General features: G+C 71.6%; 13 protein-coding genes and 1 pseudogene. 4 read left to right on the plus strand and 10 right to left on the minus strand.

Annotation, left to right across the window (positions count from 1 at the left end; all coding sequences use genetic code 11):
• Window positions 1-489: MarR family winged helix-turn-helix transcriptional regulator (locus tag GAS53_RS01990; RefSeq protein ID WP_151475806.1), on the minus strand; the 489-nt coding region annotated here is incomplete at its 3' end.
• 76 nt (window positions 490-565) lie between these two features.
• Between GAS53_RS01990 and GAS53_RS55960 the strand changes: the two are divergent.
• Window positions 566-700, plus strand: a pseudogene (locus GAS53_RS55960) (TerC family protein); the annotation flags it as partial.
• 64 nt (window positions 701-764) lie between these two features.
• Window positions 765-1,280, plus strand: coding sequence for a phosphatase domain-containing protein (locus GAS53_RS02000; protein ID WP_151475627.1), 516 nt, complete (start codon window positions 765-767; stop codon window positions 1,278-1,280).
• A 99-nt stretch (window positions 1,281-1,379) separates the two neighbouring features.
• Here the strand turns inward: GAS53_RS02000 and GAS53_RS02005 are convergent, their stop codons facing one another.
• From GAS53_RS02005 to egtA, 5 genes are all read right to left on the minus strand, one after another.
• Window positions 1,380-1,595 carry a dodecin gene (locus GAS53_RS02005; protein ID WP_151475628.1) on the minus strand — a complete coding sequence of 72 codons (216 nt, stop codon included), beginning with the start codon at window positions 1,593-1,595 and terminating at the stop codon, window positions 1,380-1,382.
• 124 nt (window positions 1,596-1,719) lie between these two features.
• A complete protein-coding gene (egtD, locus tag GAS53_RS02010; protein ID WP_151475629.1) occupies window positions 1,720-2,682 on the minus strand; it encodes an L-histidine N(alpha)-methyltransferase in 963 nt (320 codons plus the stop codon).
• The gene (gene egtC / locus GAS53_RS02015; protein WP_151475630.1) at window positions 2,679-3,470 is read right to left on the minus strand and encodes an ergothioneine biosynthesis protein EgtC; all 792 of its coding nucleotides are present in this window, start codon (window positions 3,468-3,470) and stop codon (window positions 2,679-2,681) included. Before egtC ends, egtD begins: the two co-directional genes overlap by 4 nt.
• Window positions 3,470-4,807, minus strand: coding sequence for an ergothioneine biosynthesis protein EgtB (gene egtB, locus GAS53_RS02020; RefSeq protein WP_151475631.1), 1,338 nt, complete (start codon window positions 4,805-4,807; stop codon window positions 3,470-3,472). The genes egtC and egtB overlap by 1 nt, the downstream gene beginning before the upstream one ends.
• The gene (gene egtA / locus GAS53_RS02025; protein ID WP_151475632.1) at window positions 4,804-6,138 is read right to left on the minus strand and encodes an ergothioneine biosynthesis glutamate--cysteine ligase EgtA; all 1,335 of its coding nucleotides are present in this window, start codon (window positions 6,136-6,138) and stop codon (window positions 4,804-4,806) included. The genes egtB and egtA overlap by 4 nt, the downstream gene beginning before the upstream one ends.
• Before the next feature lie 258 nt (window positions 6,139-6,396).
• Here egtA and GAS53_RS02030 point away from each other — a divergent pair, with 258 nt between their 5' ends.
• Window positions 6,397-7,245: a TIGR02452 family protein gene (locus GAS53_RS02030; RefSeq protein ID WP_151475633.1), complete on the plus strand. Its 849-nt coding sequence runs from the start codon at window positions 6,397-6,399 to the stop codon at window positions 7,243-7,245.
• Here the strand turns inward: GAS53_RS02030 and GAS53_RS02035 are convergent.
• The 4 genes from GAS53_RS02035 to GAS53_RS02050 form a co-directional block, all read right to left on the minus strand.
• Entirely contained in the window at window positions 7,230-7,676 is a 447-nt protein-coding gene (locus GAS53_RS02035) for a type II toxin-antitoxin system PemK/MazF family toxin (protein WP_151475634.1), read from the minus strand. The genes GAS53_RS02030 and GAS53_RS02035 overlap by 16 nt on opposite strands.
• 152 nt (window positions 7,677-7,828) lie before the next feature.
• Window positions 7,829-9,316, minus strand: coding sequence for an SPFH domain-containing protein (locus tag GAS53_RS02040; protein ID WP_151475635.1), 1,488 nt, complete (start codon window positions 9,314-9,316; stop codon window positions 7,829-7,831).
• Window positions 9,317-9,515: 199 nt separating this feature from the next.
• Window positions 9,516-9,734 (minus strand): hypothetical protein, encoded by a 219-nt coding sequence (locus tag GAS53_RS02045; RefSeq protein ID WP_151475636.1) that lies wholly within the window; start codon window positions 9,732-9,734, stop codon window positions 9,516-9,518.
• A gap of 29 nt (window positions 9,735-9,763) precedes the next feature.
• On the minus strand, window positions 9,764-11,206 hold the full coding sequence (locus GAS53_RS02050) for an amidase (RefSeq protein WP_151475637.1): 1,443 nt from the start codon (window positions 11,204-11,206) through the stop codon (window positions 9,764-9,766).
• Between the two features lie 226 nt (window positions 11,207-11,432).
• On the opposite strand from GAS53_RS02050, the gene GAS53_RS02055 reads away from it, so the two are divergent.
• The gene (locus GAS53_RS02055) at window positions 11,433-12,314 is read left to right on the plus strand and encodes an LLM class F420-dependent oxidoreductase (RefSeq protein ID WP_151475638.1); all 882 of its coding nucleotides are present in this window, start codon (window positions 11,433-11,435) and stop codon (window positions 12,312-12,314) included.
• The last annotated feature ends 68 nt before the right edge of the window (window positions 12,315-12,382 follow it).

Below are 12,382 nucleotides of genomic sequence, written 5' to 3' on the forward strand. Positions count from 1 at the left end.
CGTCGCCCGCACAGCGGGCACCGGCGTCTGCGCGGCGGCCTTCCGCTCCGCGTCCAGGGCGCGTCCGGCTGTCCGCAGCGCGCCGAGGACCGCGGTCACCTCGCGTACGGACTGCTCGGGAATCACCGACCCGATACGCAGTTCCAGCTCCTCCTCGAAGACCTTCAGTGCCCCGTCCACGAGCTTCCGCCCCTCGGGCGTCAGCTCGACGATCGAGGAACGGCGGTCGTTCGGATTGGCGCGCCGCCCACACAGGCCCGCCGCCTCCAGACGATCGACCACCTTGCTCGTGCCGCCCACCGTGATCGAGAACTCCTCCGCGATGTCCTGGATCCGGCGCCCGGGCCGCCGCAGCAGCAGGTGCAGCACCTCGAACGAGGTCAGCGCCAGGTCGTACTCGGCCCGCAGACGCCCCTCGATGCCGTCCCACAACTCGATCTCCAGCGAGACCAACTCCCGGTACAGCAGCTTCAGGTCAGCGTCAGCCATCACTCATCTTCCGAAGAATTATCTTCCATAGACAGTTAATTGTAGGTTACCGCTATGACCAAGCGCACGGACTGGAGAAGCTGCGTCATACGTCCCGGAGATCAGCATCCCGTTCTCGCTCGGCTTCATCGTCCTGGTGCTCGCGGTGACGACCTTCACCAGCCTGCGGGCCTCGAAGAAGGAGCAGGCGGAGACCGAGCCCGTTCCGTAGCCGCCCCGGCCGTAGCCACCCGTGCCGTGGCCCACGCGGAAAGCGGCGCTCTAGGGTGGGCCGGGTGACGAACAACAGCAGGCCACGCCTCGGATCGGACGCGCGCAGGCCCCTCGCCGTATTCGACCTCGACGGCACGCTCGCCGACACGGCGCACCGGCAGCGGTTCCTGGAGCGCAAGCCGCGGGACTGGGACGCCTTCTTCGCGGCGGCGCCGCAGGATCCGCCGCTGGCCGAGGGTGTGGCCCTGGCCCTGAAGCACGCCGAGGAGTGCGAGATCCTCTACCTCACCGGACGCCCCGAGCGCTGCCGCAAGGACACGGTGGCCTGGCTCGCCGCCCAGGGGCTGCCCGAGGGACGGATCCGGATGCGGCGCAACGACGACCGCAGGCCCGCCCGGCGCACCAAGCTGGAGATCCTCCGCGGACTCGCCCGGGACCGTGAGGTCCGGGTGCTCGTGGACGACGACGAGCTCGTGTGCGAGGACGCCGAACGGGCCGGCTTCACCGTCGTACGGGCGCGCTGGGCGGCCACGTCAGAGGCGCTCAAGGTGGCGCAGGAGCGGGAGGGGCGGACCTGAACGGCCCGCTCGCCCCGCACCTGGACTCACCCAGTACCTGAACTCACCCCGCAGCTGGGCTCGTCCCACACCTTGGCCTCGCCCCGTACGCCGGAGTGGTCAGCCCGCGTCCTCCAGTCGGAAGCCGACCTTCAGGCCGACCTGGAAGTACTGGATCTCCCCGTTCTCGATCTGCCCGCGGACCTGGGTGACCTCGAACCAGTCGAGGTTGCGCAGGGTCTGCGAAGCGCGGGCGATGCCGTTGCGGATCGCCTGGTCGATGCCGTCGGGCGAACTCCCGACGATCTCGGTGACCCGGTAGGTGTGGTCGGACATGCGGGTACTCCTCTCCGCCGTGGCCCGTGTGCCACGCGTTATTCCACGGTGCCGCACGAGGCGGTGGACCGCGAGATGTAGGCCCGGGAGACGTGGGACCGCCCGGGCTCCGGTCCGGCGAGGGTCACCGGGCCATGCTCAGCGACAGCGCGAACCTCCCCTGCGGGTCCGTCCACCAGTGCGTGAGCTCGAGTCCGGCCGCGGCCAGTTCCGTGCGTACGCCCTCCTCGCGGAACTTCGCCGACACCTCGGTCCGCAGTTCCTCGCCCTCCGTGAAGTCGACGGCGAGGTCGAGCGCGGGGATCTTCACGGTCAGCGCCGAACGGGCGCGCAGCCGCATCTCGATCCACTCCCGCTCGGTGTCCCAGAGGGCGACATGGGTGAACTCGTCGGGGTCGAAGTCGGCGCCCAGCTCACGGTTGACGACGGTCAGCACGTTCTTGTTGAACGCGGCCGTCACGCCGGCCGCGTCGTCGTAGGCGTCGACGAGGACCGACTCGTCCTTCACCAGGTCCGTGCCGAGCAGCAGGGCGTCGCCGGGCGACAGCAGGGAGCGTACGGAGGTCAGGAAGGCTGCGCGTTCGGCGGGCAGCAGGTTGCCGATCGTGCCGCCCAGGAACGCGACGAGCCGCGGCCCGGGCGTGCCGGGCAGCGCGAGACCGCCGGTGAAGTCGGCGATCAGCGCGTGCACGTCGAGCGAGGGCCGCTCGGCGATCAACGCCTGTCCGGCCTGCGTGAGCGCGCTCTCGCTGACGTCCACCGGCACGTACGTGTGCAGGCCGGACAGCGCGTCGAGCAGGTGCCGGGTCTTGTCGGAGGACCCGGAGCCCAGCTCTATCAGGGTGCGCGCACCGGTCGCCCCGGCGATCTCGGCGGCCCGGGCCACGAGGATCTCGCGCTCCGCGCGCGTGGGGTAGTACTCGGGCAGTTCGGTGATCTTCTCGAAGAGCTCGCTGCCGTGCGCGTCGTAGAACCACTTCGGCGGGAGCGTCTTGGGTGTGCGGGTCAGGCCGTGCAGGACGTCCGCGCGCAGGGCGGCGTCGGTGGCGTCCTCGGGCAGGGTGCGAGTGACCAGGAACGGACTCACGTACTGGGCTCCTTGGTTGGTGCGGATGCCAGGTGTTCCTCGACGTCCTTCAGCGGGGTGAGCAGCACGTCCGTGCGGCTCGCGGCCAGCAGGGTGCGGTCCGGTACCTCCAGCCAGTGCGGATCGTCGTCGTACGGCTCGGACGCGACGACGGTGCGCCGGCCGGGCTCGGTCAGATACCAGAGCGTGTCGCCCCAGGTGGTGGCGGCGATGACCTCGCCGTTGGTGAGCAGGAGGTTGAGGCGTGAGCCGGGGGCGGCCGCGGCGACGTCGAGGACCGTGTCGGCGAGTGCCTGGCCCTCCTCGTCGCCGCCGCGCAGCCGGTTCAGGAGCAGCGCCCAGACGAGCGCCGAGTCGCAGCGCGCCTCCATCGACAGCAGCTCGGCGGGCGGCAGGGTCTGCGCGAGGGGTGCCAGGGAGCGCGGCCACCCGGCGACCGCGCCGTTGTGGCTGAACAGCCAGGGACCCGCGGTGTACGGCGCCGCCGCGGCCTCCCCGTCGGCGCCCGCCACGGTCGCGTCGCGCACCGCGGCGAGCAGCGCGCCCGAGCGCACCACCCGTGCCAGGTCGGCGAAGGACTGGTCGCCCCAGATCGGTCCGGTACGCCGGTACCGCGCGGGCGCCGGATCCCCTGCGGCGTACCAACCGACCCCGAAACCATCGGCGTTGACGGTCCCGTACCGCTGACGCCGCGGCGCCCACGACTGCCGGAACAGGCTGTGCGGCGGTTCCACGAGGAGTCTGCCGAGCGGCTCCTCGGGTCCCAGGTAAGCGAGGTGACGGCACATCAGACCGCCTCCGGAGCGGCGTCACGCGCGGTACGGAACCCGGAGAAGATCTGCCGCCGGATCGGGTAGTCCCAGTTGCGGAACGTCCCCCGGCAGGCCACCGCGTCGACCGCGAACGAGCCGCCGCGCAGCACCTTGTACTCCGGCCCGAAGAAGACCTCCGAGTACTCCTTGTACGGGAAGGCCGTGAAGCCCGGGTAGGGGAGGAGATCGCTGGACGTCCATTCCCACACGTCACCGATCAACTGCCGTACCCCGAGCGGCGACTGGCCTTCCGGATAGCTTCCGGCGGGGGCCGGGCGAAGGTGCCGCTGGCCGAGGTTGGCGTGCTCGGGCGTGGGGTCGGCGTCGCCCCACGGGTAGCGCGTGGAGCGGCCGGTCACCGGGTCGTGGCGGGCCGCCTTCTCCCACTCCTCCTCGGTGGGCAGCCGCCGCCCCGCCCAGCGGGCGTACGCGTCGGCCTCGTACCAACTGACGTGCAGCACCGGCTCGTTCGGCGGTACGACCTCGGTGACGCCGAAGCGCCGCCGCAGCCAGTCCCCGCCCTCGCGGCGCCAGAACAGCGGCGCCTCGATGGAGTGGGTACGAATGTGGGACCAGCCCTCGGGCGTCCACCAGCGCGGGTCGGTGTAGCCGCCGTCGGCGATGAACGCCTGGTAGGCGCCGTTCGTCACCGGAGTGGTGTCGATGAAGAACGGCGGCACCAGGCGCTGGTGCGCGGGCCGTTCGTTGTCCAGCGCCCACGGCTCGGTGGACGTGCCCATCGTGAACGGGCCGCCCGGCACCAGGACTTCGGCAGGACCGGTGAACGCCGGGGCGGGCATCGGGTCCGGAGCCGTCAGGGCCGTGGGGCCCTTGCGCAGCTGATGGGTGATCAGCATCGTCTCGTCGTGCTGCTGTTCGTGCTGGGCGATCATCCCGAAGGCGAAGCCCGCCTCGGTCAGCCGTGTGCCCGTGCCCTGGAACGCGGCGCTCTCCAGCACGTCCAGCGCCCGGCCGCGCACCTCGGCCGCATAGTGGCGGGCCTCGGCGGGCGGCAGCAGCGGCAGCGAGGGCCGCTCGGCGCGCGGGTGCTCGAACGCGTCGTACAGGCCGTCGATCTCGGGCCGCATCGCGTCACGGCCCGCGACCGTCCGCAGCAGCCACAGCTCCTCCTGGTTGCCGATGTGCGCGAGGTCCCACACCAGTGGGGACATCAACGGCGAGTGCTGTGCGGTCAGTTCGGGATCCTCCACGCAGGAGGTCAGGAGCGCGGTGCGGTCGCGGGCCGTGGTCAGCGCCGCCAGCGCGCGCTCCCTGAGCGTCTCCGGATCCAGGTGGGAATCGGGGGCGGTCATGTGCGGATGTCCTTCCCGTGGAGCAGGTGTTCTGTGCCGTGTCGCAGCCCGTCGGTGCCGTCGGTGCCGTCGGTGCCGTCGGCGCGGTCGAGGATGTCGTCGGCCGGGCAGCGGCCCCGGGCCACATAGCGGTCGGTGAACTCCGCGACCGCGTCCCGTACTTCGGCGCTCGCGCCGATTCTGGGCAGGGCCTCGGCGGCAGCCGCGAAACAGGCGACGGCCGCCTCCCGCAACTCGGGATCGGCGAGGCCCGAGCGGGCGGCCGCGAGCCACAGCGGATTGGTGGGGGCGGGCAGCGAACCGGCCCGCTCCGCAAGGGGCTTGACCATCCGGTACGCGGTCTCGGCCGCCTCGGCGTCGTCGAACAGTGCCGCGGTCACCGCGAGCGGCACGATCCATCCGTCGTCGCCCGGCTGCGCGTCGATCATGCGGAGCTCCAGATGGCCGCGCGGGCGCACCGGCGGGAACAGGGTCGTCTGGTGGTAGTCGAGGTCCTCCCGGTCGGGCGGTGCGTCGGACCGCGTCCACGCACGGAAACTCAGCCCCTCCGGCACGTCCCAGGGGCCGCTGGGCGCCCGTACACACATCACCGGCGCGTCCAGGACGTGCCGGGCCCAGGCCGAGCGCGGGTCACCGTCGAGGGACGGGGCGCTCGAGCGGCCCGGATCCATCGCGGCCCACAGGGACTGCCGGGTGGAGCGCCAGCCCGTGGGCCGTCCCCGGGCCATCGGGGAGTGCGCGAACGCGGCCAGCAGGACCGCGCCCAACTGGTGCGCCAGCCACCAGCGCCGCCCGTGCCCGAGCGGTCCCGGCTCCTCGTACCCGGCGTCCAGGCAGACCTGGACCGAGGCGGAGGTGCACATCATGGCGCGGCCCTCGGGGCCTGTGCGGTCGAAGTAGGTCTCCATGGCGTCGTAGCGCGGCTCATGGAGGAAACGGGTTGGCGGGTTCCAGGGATCCTGGCCGAGGCCGCTGAGGGCGAGGCCCGCCTCGCGCAGTACCGCGCGTACGGCGTCGAGGTCTGCGGAGACGGATCCGATGCACTCCATCAGGGAGGCGGCGGGAGCGGAGCTGAGCTCCAGCTGACCGCCGGGTTCGACGGTGAGCGTCGACCTGAGGGGCAGGGTCCGCAGAGCGGCATAGGCCGCTTCGAGACGTTCTGGTGGTACGGGGAGCCGCGGGGACCGCGAATCGTGGACGAGCCATTCGAGTTCCACACCGAGGAAGCGGGGTGGTCCGGTCTTGAAGCAGATGCCGCGGACCAGCGCCTCCACTTCGGCCTCGGTGACGGCGGAGCGGCGCTCCGTACAGTCACTCACCGAATCTGACATGTCGGGATCCTCCTGAGATTCCATTCATGCCACCGGCCCGGTGCCTGTGGGGCCGGGCCGGCAGTCGCTCGTCCCACCCAAGCCTCTCGCGGCGCCTCGCACAAGGGTGCGTATCGTCGCTTTTGGGGTCCGGGAAACTCTGTTGCGGCGCAATACCAGGATCACTCACCATGCGTTCATGAGCACGACGGGGGATGCGACGGGGGAGTCGTGGAAGATCGCGCGGGACGCGATCATGGCGTGTACAGGGGTGGCGCCATGAGCGCTCGCCTGCGCGCCATCGCGCGGCAGACGGAGGAGATCGTCGCGGCGGGTTCGTACCGTGCGTCCGATGGGCGCGAGGTGTCGATCGCCGCGGCGGTGGCCGCCGCGCGGCAGGGGACGCGGATGTACGGGCCCGGGCCGGTGGAGATACCCCGACTCAGTCCTGTGGACGCGCCGCGGGCCAGTCCGGCGGACACGTTCTTCGAGGTCACGGGCGAGAGCAGCCTGGAGGCGGCGCGGCGCCTGCCCGGCCCGGTCGCCGTGCTGAACTTCGCCTCGGCACGCAACCCCGGCGGGGGCTATCTGAACGGCGCGCAGGCCCAGGAAGAGGCCCTGTGCCGCGCCTCCGCGCTGTACACGTGCGTGGTGGAGGTCCGCGAGTTCTACGACCACCACCGGGCGCACCGCGATCCCTTCTACACCGACCGCGTGATCCACTCACCCGCCGTCCCGGTCTTCCGTGACGACCGGGGAGAGCTCCTCGACGAGCCGTACACCGCCGGATTCCTGACCGCCGCCGCGCCCAACGCCGGAGTGGTCCTGCGCACCGCGCCGGAGCGCGTGCCCGAGCTGCCGCGCGCCCTCGCGACACGGGCCGAGCGGGTGCTGGAGACGGCCGCCGCACACGGCTACCGGCGATTGGTGCTGGGCGCCTGGGGCTGCGGGGTGTTCCAGAACGATCCGGCGCAGGTGGCGAGCGCGTTCCACGCGCTCCTCGCGGACGGCGGGCGGTTCGCCGACTGCTTCGAACACGTCGTGTTCGGCGTGCTGGACCGTACGAAGGGAGCGGCGGTGCGGGGTGCTTTCGAACAGGCGTTCAGGGACGTTCAGCGCCAGCCGTAGCGCTCCCGCAGCCGGTGCACCACCAGGTTGAACCGCATCCGGTCCAGCGCGCACGCCTCCCGGCGCATCCCCTTCTCGTGCAGCCGCAGCACCCGGTCCACGTCCACCCACGAGTCACGCCCCGACCGGTCCCACGGCCCGCTGCCGATCGGCACCCACTCCCGGTCACCGTCGTGCCGCTTGCTCGACAGCTGAACGGCGAGGAAGGTCCCTGCGGACTCACGGGCGACGACCAGCACCGGCCGGTCCTTCCCACGTCCGTCGTTCTCCTCGAAGGGCACCCACGTCCACACGATCTCCCCGGGGTCCGGGTCACCGTCGTGCGCGGGCGAGTACTCGGTACGCACCCGGCCCACCCGGCCGGGATCCGCCTCGGTGGTGGCGGAGGGGCCGAAGCGGCCAGGAACGTCTTGCTCGGCAGAGGCAGTCACGGGCGACACGTTAACCCGGGCCCTGTCGGCAGGAACCCGCGCCCCTTTCGACAGGGGGCGCGAGCACCCGCGCCCCATAGGGGCGCGGGGAACTGCGCGACCAGCCACACTCGACCCGCGGCCGGCAACGCACCCACGCCCCAACGGCGCTCCTACGACTCCCCGTCCACGGGAACCTTCTGCGCGACCGGCGGCACCGAAACCCCGTTCACCGGCGAACTGTCCTTGCCAACCTGCCCGTTCTGATTCATCGACGACAACAACTGCCGAGCCAGCCCAAGCCCCGTACCACCCATGGTGAGCGCCTTGGCGAACATGTCCGACATCCCCTCGGCCCCATTGAGCAGCACCATGTGCTCGACATTCCCAAAGGCCCCGGCCCCCGCCTTCACGATCTCCGGCCAGTTCTCGGCAAGTTGCTGCGCGACAACGGCCTCCTGGTTCTCCGCGAGCGCGGCGGCCCGCGCTTTGATGGCCTCCGCCTCGGCGAGCCCCTTCGCGCGGGTCGACTCGGCGATCGCGAGCCCCTTGGCCTGCTGGGCGGCGGCCTCCGCCTCACCGGTGGCCCGCGTCGCCGTCGCGGCGGCCGCGCCCCGTGCCTTCGTCGCCTCGGCCTCGGCACCCGCGGCCGTCTTGACCCGGGTCGCCTCGGCCGCGGCCGCGAGCTCGGTTTCCTTCGCCTTGGCCTGCGCCGCGGAGATGCGGACGTCGCGCTCGGCCTCGGCCAGCGTGCGCTTCTCGTACGCCTTCGCGTCCGCGGGCTTGCGGACGTCCGCCTGGAGCTGCTGCTCACGGCGGTGCGCCTCCAGTTCGGCGACCCGCGTCTCCTGGACCACCACCTCCTGCCACGCGCCCGCGTCGGCGAGCGGCCCGGCCTGCCGGGCCTTCGCGCCGGCCTTGTCGCGCTCCGCCTGGTAACCGGCCTGCAGGATCTCGCTGTCCCGGGTCGCCTCCGACATCCGCGCGGCAGCCTGCTGCTCGGCCTCGGTGGCCAGCCGGTTGGCCTCGGCCTGCGCGATCCGGGCGTCCCGCTGGACGGCCGCCGCGTGCGGCATGGCCAGGTTCTTGATGTAGCCCGTCGGATCCTCGATCTCGTGGATCTGCAACGAGTCGACGATCAGCCCCAGCTTCTCCATCTCCGTACCGCACGCGGCACGCGTCTGGCCGGTGAGCTTCTCGCGGTCGCGGATCATGTCCTCGACGGTCAACCCGCCGACGATGGACCGCAGATGACCGGCGAACACGTTGTGCACCCGCTCCGCCATCAGCTTCTGCTGGTCGAGGAAACGGCGGCCCGCGTTGGCGATCGACACGAAGTCGTCGCCCACCTTGAAGATGACCACGCCCCGCACCTTGAGCGGAATGCCCTGGTGGGTCACGCACTCCACGGACAGTTCGGTCTCGTTGAGGTCGAGCGACAGTTTGCGCACGGCCTGGACGCCGGGCAGCACGAGCGTGCCGCGCCCCGTCACGATGCGGAATCCCATGCCTTCTTCAAGGCCTTCGGTCCGGTGCTTCGAACCGGAGATGATCAGTGCTTCGTTGGGCTCCGCGACGCGCCACATGAGTTTGAAGACCACGACGATGAATATGAGCGCGAGGACCGCTGCCCCCGCCACGACGCCGACAACCATCGGCATACGCCCCCTGTTGGATGGTGCCCTGTCGGCACCGAACGAAGGGAGTGTGCGCCCGGGCGGGGCCGGGGGTACAGACGCTGACGCGTCCTTGGCGCATCTTTGACGCTTACGACCGACTCAACCGCCGCGCATGTACGACTTCGATCGGCTCAACCGACTCAACCGCCGTACACGTACGACTTCCACCGGCTCAATCGGCTCAACTGTCGTACGCCGCCGACACGTACACCGTCCGCGGCGGCAGATACTCCACCACCATCACCACCATGCCCGTCTCGATGCGGTCCTTCGGGGAGGCGGGATACGCGAGGAAGTGCTCGGCGCCGCCACGGACCCGGACGATCACCTCGCCGACGAGCCCTGGCCCGACCGTGCCGGTGACCCGTCCCATCAGCCCCACCATCGACGCGTCGTCCATGGTCCCAAGACTACGGCCCGGCGGGGAGACTACGGCCCGGCGGGCGGCCCGAACTCCGGTACGGCGCCGTCGAATTCACCGGTCGGCCACTGTTCGTACCACCGCTGGTCCGCCTCCAACTGCGCGGCCAGCGACACGAGGAGCGGCTCGCTGTCCGCGGGCCCGAGCAGTTGGGCGCCCACGGGCAGGGAGCCGTCGACGAATCCCGCGGGGACGTTCACGCCGGGCCAGCCCAGCACGTTCCACGGCCAGGCGTACGGGCACGCGGCGATCATGGCCCGGTCGGTGCCGAAGCCGTTCAGGCTGTGCAGGGCGCCGATGCGCGGCGGGGGAGCGGCCGTCGTCGGCGCGAGAATCACGTCGTACGTGTCGAAGAGTCCGCCGATCCGCCGGTGCAGCCGTGCCTCGGCGCGCCGGGCCGTCCGCAGCGGGGCGCCGCCGAGCAGCCGGCCGAGGCGGGCGGCGTCCCGGGTGCGGCGGTCCAGCAGGTCGGGGTGGGGCGACTCGCGCACCCGCTCGGCGAGCCCGACCGTGGCGCGCGGGATGAAGGTCAGCCCGATCTGCCCGTACGGCGGATCGGCCTCCTCGACCTCGTGCCCGAGCGCGGCCAGCCGCTCCGCGAGCACGACGACCCGGGCTCGTACGTCGGGCCGCAGTCGCGCGGGCAACGCCGTGAACGGTGGCTTCAGCGAGAGCGCGATCCGCAGCCGACCCGGCTCCCGGCCCACCGCGTCCGAGACGCGCAGCGCGGACGGGCGGTGCAGATCGTGCTCGTGGTTGCCGCTCGCCGCGTCCAGGAGCAGCGCGGCGTCCTGGACCGTACGGGCGAGCGTGCCGTTGACCGTGATGCCCTGGAACGACTCCGCGCGCGGCCAGGTCGAGATCCGGCCGCGCTGCGGCTTGATGCCGATCAGATGCGTCCAGGAGGCCGGGATCCGCACCGAGCCGGCGCCGTCCGAGCCCAGTGCGGCAGGGACCAGGCCCGCGGCGACCGCGGCCGCCGAGCCGCCGGACGAGCCACCCGGCGTGTGCTCGCGCTGCCACGGGTTGCGGGTTTCACCGAAGGCGGGCCCCTCGGTGAACGGCCACTGCCCGAACTCGCAGGTGTTCGTCTTGCCGACGACCACGGCCCCGGCCGCCCGCAGTCGGCGTACCGCCTCGCCGTCCTCGGCCACCGGCGGGAACTCCCCGCGGCAGCCGAACGCGGTCGGTTCGCCCGCCACGTCCATGTCGTCCTTCACCGCCACCGGCACCCCGAGCAGCGGCCGGCGCCCGCCCGCCGCCAGTTCCTTGTCCGCCGCTTCGGCCTCGGCGAGTGCCGCTTCGGCCCTGACCAGCCGGAATGCGTTCAGGGTGCCCTGCGTGGCCTCGATCCTGGCGAGGGCCTCCTCGACGAGCGTCCGTGCGGACACCGTTCCTTCGGCAAGAGCGCGGGCGCACTCCGTCAGACCCGCGGCACGGTCAGGAGTCATACGGGCCACCTCCGGAAGCGCGTTGTCTACTGAACGGTAACGTCCGGACGGGCCGTGCGGTATGGGATGGGCAAGTTCCTTCGCCGGGTCGGAGGTTCGCGTTCACCGGGCGGGGCCCCGCACGGCCGGCGGAGCGATGGGGGCTTGACTTCGAGCGTGCTCGAAGATCTACCGTCACGCCAGTCGACGACGGTTCAACAGTGATCTCAGGGTGACGGAGACGAACATGCGGGTGGGCGTTCACATCAACCGGTTCAACTATCCCGGGGGCGCGGCCGCGCTCGGCCCCGAGCTGGCCGCGGCGGGCGCCGCGGCCGAAGCGGCGGGCGTGAGCTGGCTCTCGGTCATGGATCACTACTTCCAGATGGAGTTCAACGGCGGAGCCGAGGACGCCATGCTGGAGGCCTACACGACCCTCGGCTACCTCGCGGCCCACACTTCCACGATCCAGCTCGGCACGCTCGTGACCGGCGTGACCTACCGCCATCCCGGACTGCTGGCCAAGATCGCCACCACGCTCGACGTCCTGTCCGGCGGCCGGGGCACCCTGGGTATCGGAGCGGCCTGGTACGACCGCGAACACGAGGGCCTGGGCGTGCCATTCCCGCGGCTCGCGGAGCGCTTCGAACGGCTGGAGGAGACGCTGCGGATCTGCCTGCAGATGTGGGACCCGGAGGCCAATGGGCCCTTCGAGGGCAAGCACTACCGGCTCGCCGAAACCCTCTGCGTACCGGCGCCGCTGAGCACCCCGCGACCGGAGATCATGGTCGGCGGGGGCGGCGAGAGGAAGACCCTCCGACTCGTCGCCCAGTACGCGGACGCCTGCAATCTCTTCGCCACCTCCCCGGAGGAGGTCGCGCACAAGCTGGACGTCCTGCGCGGGCACTGCGACGCGGTGGGGCGCGAGTACACCGGCATCCGCAAGACGATCACCCATTCGGGCGACCCGCAGGGCGAGGGCGACCGCGACGCCTTCACACGCGAGATGGCGGCGTACGCGAAGCTCGGCATCGACACGGTGATCCTGGGCCCGCGCGTGGACGAGCCGGCCGTATGGATCGAGAACAGGGTGGCCCCGGTGGTCGAGCGCCTGGCCGAACTCGACTGAGCGCTCCGCTGGGTGCGCGGTGATGTACCTGAGGGCCGGTGGGGGCTCGTCGCTCCCCCACTCTCGGC

This window comes from Streptomyces albicerus (genome assembly GCF_008905045.1).
GTDB lineage: Bacteria > Actinomycetota > Actinomycetes > Streptomycetales > Streptomycetaceae > Streptomyces > Streptomyces albicerus.